Raw genomic sequence first — 6,090 nt, 5'->3', positions numbered from 1 at the left:
GATCTCCTGTCGAACCTCAAGGATGCCGTCGAGACGGAGCTCTGCGCGGATCTGAGCCGGCTCCGCCCCGAGGAGGCCGCCGTGCTGAGCCTGCTGCAGGAACGTCTCAAAGCCGGCGCTAAATCGGCAGGTCTGGTGGCCAAGGAGTCCATCAAAGCTGGTGGGAGCACACGAGGCAAACGCACTGGAAAGACGGGCGGGACGCGATCCACCTCAACGCGGAAGGCTCAGCACGCAGCCTAGCCGCACGCCAGAAGGCTTTTCAGCGTCTTGCGGACGATGCCCGGGCTGCAGACCCCTACCTTTCCTCCACCCGACACTTGCCGGCCCCTACCCTGATGCGCAGCATCGTCGCGCGCCCAATTGAGCAGGGGCGCAGGCATCGGCCGCACCCGTTTCAGTGCCCCCACGGCGGTGTTGCGGTCGGTGCCACTGCCGATCTTCCGGCGGCTTGAGGAACTGCTTCGACGGCGGATCCTTCTCTGATGGAAGCCTATCCGATCAGGAGACCGCCTTGAGCCGCATCACCGACCCCAAGCTCGATGATGATCCGCTGCAGCCTGCAACTGGAGCACGTGCGCACCCGGAAAAGCACCCTAGTCGCGGAGGGGAAGGTGCCAGCTCGCCCGGAGCTACCGAACCGGGCGACCAGGGCGAACCGGGGCATAGCGCCTTCGACGACGTCGATCGCGACCGCTCCCATCCTGGCGAGAAGAAAGAGGGATACCGCGGCGCTTGACGCCTCGGCGGCGCTACGCGGCAGCACGTCTGACCTCCTGCCTGTCTCAAGCGTCGTGCGGTCGGTGAGCCCTGCCCTCATCGCTAATCCGGCATATCGGTCTTATGATGGCTTGGCGCTTGGCTTACCCGCGGCAAGCTTTTGCTTGCTTCTTGATGTTCACTTTTGTGTAGCGTCGGCCAGGTGGTCATGCCATCAGGGGACAGGGCTGCACCCATTTTGGTCTGCGGCGCAGCCGCGCGCTTGCGAGAGCGCTCCCTTGATGGGGGACTTCAGCCCTGCGGCCGTATGGCTCGCGGGGCTTTTTGTTGTCCAAGAGGATGGAGATTGCAGCGTAACGGGCCGGCCTCTTGAAGGTGCGGAGGGCGATCTTCCTCGCCGCGGGTGAGCTGGTCGAGGGCGGCGCGGAGGTACACCTGAGGCGGTAACCTACTGGACCAGAACGTTTTTCGGTACACAGTCTTCAGCGGCTCTCATATTGTGGGAGCAAGCCGCCGGCGAGGATATTGCGATCCAACGCCTCGTTGGCGGCGCCCTGCTCCGATCCTTATCTACGCTTGCCGGTCTCTACCCCGAGGCGCAGCATCGTTGTGCGCCCTGTCTGATGATGCGCAGGGTGGCAGGCACCGGCCGCGCACGCTGAAGGCGACCCCGGAGTGGAGCGCCGGTCGGTGACCCCTGCCCTGGCCCCGGGCCGCGGGCTACGCTTCAGGTGATGTCGGATCGCCGGCCCGCGGCCGTAATGCAAATGGGGGAAGTAAGGGCTGTGGCTGGAATGGAAGTGTCTCTCGGACGGTTTGGGCGGGGATACGATGCAGACACCGCCAATTGCGTTCATCGAGGCGGCCGTTTTCACCGTCGGCTGCGCGGCGATCTATGACCTGCGTGCGCATGCGGGTCGCCTGACCGAGGTCCTCTCGGCCATCATGGTTGCGCTGACCCTCGTGTTCATGACGATGGGCTCGCTCACATACGCCGGCGCAGTCTCGGCCTCCTTTGACCTCCTGTCCGCCCTCGAACGGTCTCCCTGATGCAGGCGAGCCGCCCTGCCCTGAAGGAGCGAGGTCTGGGCCTTAGCCAGTACGGACACACGCAAGAAGCGCTCTTCCGCGTGCCGAACAACTCCATAACGCCCAGCCAGCGAGCGCCGTGATGCTGCCCACTATCAGCGCTTCCAAGCAATCGGCGTTGCCGCACTGACCGGCCGGTTACGCCTTCTTGGCCGTAGCGATCGGGAGCTTCGCCACTTGAAACGTCATGCCGCCCATCTGGCGCTCTCCCGCCACCCGCCTGGTTCTCCACTTTCCTGCGACGCCTCGCCCTGCAACCGGCGCGCTAGTCGCATGTTAATCGGCAGACCCGCGACCGCACTCGTTCAAGGTGAGATCTGCCGCCGGCAGAAATGGGTTCTGGAGGGCACGTTCTTGTACGACGGTGACAGCGGCGTTGTTCCTCCAGCGAATGAAGGCCCAACCTCCACTATCGACCTGAAGCTGCTGCAAGCGGCGATTGAGGCCACGAACGAGGCCATCCTCATCACCTCCGCCGAGATCAACGAGCCCGGGCCGCGCATCGAGTACGCGAATCCAGCCTTCACCCGCATGAGCGGCTACGAGCCGCACGAAGTCATTGGTCGGTCTCCGCGGCTATTGCAGGGTCGGAAGACCGAACGGGCCGTGCTAGATCGGATCCGCAAAGCGCTGACTGAAGGCGAGGCTTACCAGGGCGAAGCAACCAATTACCGGAAAGACGGCTCTACCTACTTCGTTGAATGGCTGATCACGCCTGTGCGAGTTGCCGATGGCCGTATCGCGCACTGGGTTTCAGTCCAGCGCGACATCACGGAACGTCGGGCGGCTGAGGAGCGCCAGACGCTCATGGTCCGAGAACTGCACCACAGGGTGAAGAACACGCTCGCCACTGTCCAGGCAGTTTTGAATGCAACAGTGCGCTCGTCGGCCAGCATCCCCGACTTTGCTCGGATGCTCACCGGGCGGATCACCTCCTTGGCGAAAACACACGCCATGATCACCGAGGATCTGGGGCAGGCAGTCCTGTTCCGCCAGCTCGCCGCCTCAGAACTCCAGGCCTATGAGAACGGGCAGAAAGGACGCTTCTCTCTCGAAGGCCCGCAGGTCGTGTTGCCGTCGGAACTTGCGGTGCCGATCGGCATGGCCCTCCACGAGCTGACGATCAACGCGATCAGGCACGGGGCGTTGGCTCACCCGGACGGGCGCATCGAAGTGACGTGGTCCCTTGAACAAGGGACAGCCGGCCAGCGGCTTCGGTGGGTATGGAACGAGCACGACGGGCCACCCGTGGCATTGCCGACCCGAGAAGGCTTTGGCTCGCGGGTGCTCAACCGCGTCCTCACAGCGCAGATCAGTGCCGAGGTCGACATCGCATATGACCCGGACGGCCTTCGGGTGACGGTCGACGTTCCACTCGGCGGGGGACGATAAGGGCGATGCGGCTCGCTCCTGTCGGGCGCATCCGCATTGCGGTGGCCATGCGTCGGCTGAATCGAGATTAGTTCCTACTCCCGCCCGTGATTTTCACAAATTAATTTTCGGACCCGGGTCGCCGGTGACACGTTCTTGCAGCACAGGAGCCGGCCGTCGGCCGCCGCGCTCATCAGCTTGCTAATAATCAGGAGCTAAACGCTATGGCTACAAAGCAGAAGACCTTGCATGATGCCTTCTATGAGACCCTGAAGGATGTGTATTACGCCGAGAAGCAGTCCGTGAAGGCGCTGAAGAAGTCCGCGAAAGCTGCCGAACATGACGAGCTTCGCCAGGCGTTCGAGACCCACGCCGAGGAGAGCGCCAACCAAGTGGAGCGTCTGACGCAGGTGTTCGAGATCGTCGGCAAGCCCGCCCGCGCCAAGACCTGCGAGGCCATGCAGGGCATCACCTCCGAGATGGAGGAGGACATGGACGATTTCGGCGACAGCCCCGCCGCCGACGCGGTCTTGGCCGCCTGCGCGCAGGCTGTCGAGCATTACGAGATCGCCCGCTACGGCACCCTGAAGACCTGGGCCAGGCAGCTCGGCTACGACGATGCCGCCAAGCTCCTCGACGAGACCCTGCAGGAGGAGAAGCGCACCGACCAGCTGCTCTCGGAAATTGCCGAGCGCATCAACGTCGAAGGCTCTGAGGGCGAAGATGCGCCGGAGCCCGCCAACAAAGGCAAGAGCGGCCGCAAGACTGCCTGAGGGAGGGGGCGATGGTCGATACGAGCAGCATCCGGGAACACATGCCCGTCGTCGGTTCCGACGGCGGCCATGTCGGCACGGTGGATCACCTTGAGGACAGGCGCATCAAGCTCACCCGGACCGACCCTGATGCGCAAGGGAAGCACCACTACATCCACATCGACTCGATCGCCGCGGTCGAGAACGGCGAGGTTCGGCTGAACCGGACTGAAGCCGAGGCGAAGGATGAGTGGGCCACGGCTGACTAGCTCAGCCGAGCCTCACGTTCTCGGAAAGGGGCCGCCGAAGGGCGGCCCCTTCTTGTGTCGAGGCCTTTCTGGTACGGCGTTCGACCGTTCTGCCGCTGCCCGACCTTGGTGGGGCGGCGGGCTGCGTTCAGCTCCTATAAGCCTTCACCCGCGGTGACGAGATGCCGCTCGGGTCAGCTGAATGATGGCAATGGACGCGAAGCGGAAGGCCGCTTTCCGGCGCGGAGCCAAGGCTCGGCCGTGGCGGGTGGCACGCTCTGGCGCGGGAGAGTGCGCCATCAGCCAGTCGCGGCAACTCCGAACAGTTGTTCCGCCAGACTGGCGTGGCTCAGCCGGTTACGTTGCGGGTACGCCAGGAATACGGGGATGGCCGCAACTCACAGCCTGGACCGTGCGCCTACCCTGAACACAGCGCCTCAGGGACCGGGCTCGCAACCTCAGGACGAGGCGAAAACCTTCCCCTGGCGCCTCACCGCCTCGCGCAGAACGCGGGCGAGTTCGTCAGCCGAGTAGGGCTTGCGCAGAACCTCAAACCCGTGCGCGTCATCCTGGGCAAGCACGTGGCTATAGCCGGATGTGAGCACCACGGTGAGGTCCGGATGGCTGTCTCTGAGCCTCCTGGCGAGCTCGAGGCCTCCCATGCCCGGCATCACGACATCGGAGAACACGGCGTCGAAGCAGGAAGCCCGCTCCTCGATGGCCGCGAGCGCTGCTTCCGCATTCCGGGCCCAGACCGGGCTGTGGCCGAGGTCCTCCAGGATCTGCGTGCAGAAACGGCCAACCTCGATGTTGTCCTCCACGACGAGGATACTCAGATCCGATTCACCTACCGTCTCATCGGGCCGATCCTCCGCAGCGATCCTCATGTTTTCTGGTGGCTCGACCTGCGGCAGGTAGAGGGTGAAGGTCGTGCCTTGACCCAGCGCGCTGCGCACGTCGACGTCGCCGCCCGACTGCTTGGCAAAGCCAATGACTTGGCTCAAGCCGAGCCCCGTGCCCTTGCCCACCTCCTTCGTCGTGAAGAACGGCTCGAAGATGCGCGCGAGGTTGGCCTGTGCGATGCCCGTGCCGGTGTCCGTGACCGAGATCGCCACGAAGCGGCCGCAGGCGCCGGCATGCCCACGGATGGGCGGCATCGGAGTTCCGGCATCAAGGTGCAGGGTGAGCTTGCCCTCGCCATCCATCGCATCTCTTGCGTTGACCGCGATGTTGACCAGCGCCGTCTCGAATTGGCTCGCGTCGGCCCGTACGTAGCAGTGCTCGCCTGGCAAGTCCGTGACGACCCGGATGCGAGCACCGGTCACCGAATCGAGCATGTCGGAGATGGCCCGAAGCCGCTCGGAGACCTCGAACACCTCGGGCCTGAGGGTCTGCCGGCGCGCGAAGGCCAGCAGCTGGCTGGTCAGCTTCGCCGCCCGATCCACCGTGTCTGAGACGGCACTCAGATAACGGCGCTTGCGCTCCTCAGCCAAGTCGGATCGGCGCAGGAACTCGACGGAGGAGCGGATGATTGTCAGCAGGTTGTTGAAGTCGTGCGCCACGCCGCCGGTGAGCTGGCCGATGGCCTCCAGCTTCTGCGACTGCCGCAGCGCCTCCTCGGCCTGCCGCTGCTCTGTGATGTCACGGCCGAAGCCGTAGAGCACTCCATCCTCGGGCACGACCGTCCACAGGACGCGTCGCCTGCTGCCGTCGCGCGTCACGAACGACACTTCGGTGTCGTCGACGGGCTCCGCCGCCGTAAGGCGGCTCAAGATGGCGGCGATTGCCTCCCGTTCCTCCGGCGCCACGAACTGATCCTCCCCCGTTTTTGTGGACACGGAGGTTACGTTGCCCAGCGCTGCTCGGCCTGCTCAGGCGTACGGTACCCGAGGGCTGAGTGGAGGCGCTGT

General features: G+C 64.6%; 5 protein-coding genes and 2 pseudogenes. 6 read left to right on the top strand and 1 reads right to left on the bottom strand.

The genetic code is table 11. The features are described 5' to 3' along the window. The 6 genes and pseudogenes from WDW90_RS33980 to WDW90_RS33955 all read left to right on the top strand — a co-directional run. Positions 1-243: pseudogene (locus tag WDW90_RS33980) on the top strand (DNA topoisomerase IB); the annotation flags it as partial. A gap of 271 nt (positions 244-514) precedes the next feature. Next, a complete protein-coding gene (locus WDW90_RS33975) occupies positions 515-739 on the top strand; it encodes a hypothetical protein (protein ID WP_336492100.1) in 225 nt (74 codons plus the stop codon). 812 nt (positions 740-1,551) lie between these two features. Next, positions 1,552-1,770 carry a hypothetical protein gene (locus WDW90_RS33970; RefSeq protein WP_336492098.1) on the top strand — a complete coding sequence of 73 codons (219 nt, stop codon included), beginning with the start codon at positions 1,552-1,554 and terminating at the stop codon, positions 1,768-1,770. Positions 1,771-2,163: 393 nt separating this feature from the next. Continuing rightward, entirely contained in the window at positions 2,164-3,201 is a 1,038-nt protein-coding gene (locus WDW90_RS33965) for an HWE histidine kinase domain-containing protein (RefSeq protein WP_336492097.1), read from the top strand. A 203-nt stretch (positions 3,202-3,404) separates the two neighbouring features. Then, a complete protein-coding gene (locus WDW90_RS33960) occupies positions 3,405-3,953 on the top strand; it encodes a YciE/YciF ferroxidase family protein (protein ID WP_336492096.1) in 549 nt (182 codons plus the stop codon). An 11-nt stretch (positions 3,954-3,964) separates the two neighbouring features. Next, positions 3,965-4,201, top strand: coding sequence for a DUF2171 domain-containing protein (locus tag WDW90_RS33955; protein ID WP_336492095.1), 237 nt, complete (start codon positions 3,965-3,967; stop codon positions 4,199-4,201). 437 nt (positions 4,202-4,638) lie between these two features. Here WDW90_RS33955 and WDW90_RS33950 read toward each other — a convergent pair. After that, a pseudogene (locus WDW90_RS33950) lies at positions 4,639-5,991 on the bottom strand (ATP-binding protein); the annotation flags it as partial. Positions 5,992-6,090 lie beyond the last annotated feature (99 nt).

The organism is Methylobacterium nigriterrae, assembly GCF_037106235.1.
GTDB classification, from domain to species: domain Bacteria; phylum Pseudomonadota; class Alphaproteobacteria; order Rhizobiales; family Beijerinckiaceae; genus Methylobacterium; species Methylobacterium nigriterrae.
The sequence above is the reverse complement of the archived record's forward strand: the minus strand, read 5'-3'. Positions and strand labels throughout refer to the sequence as shown.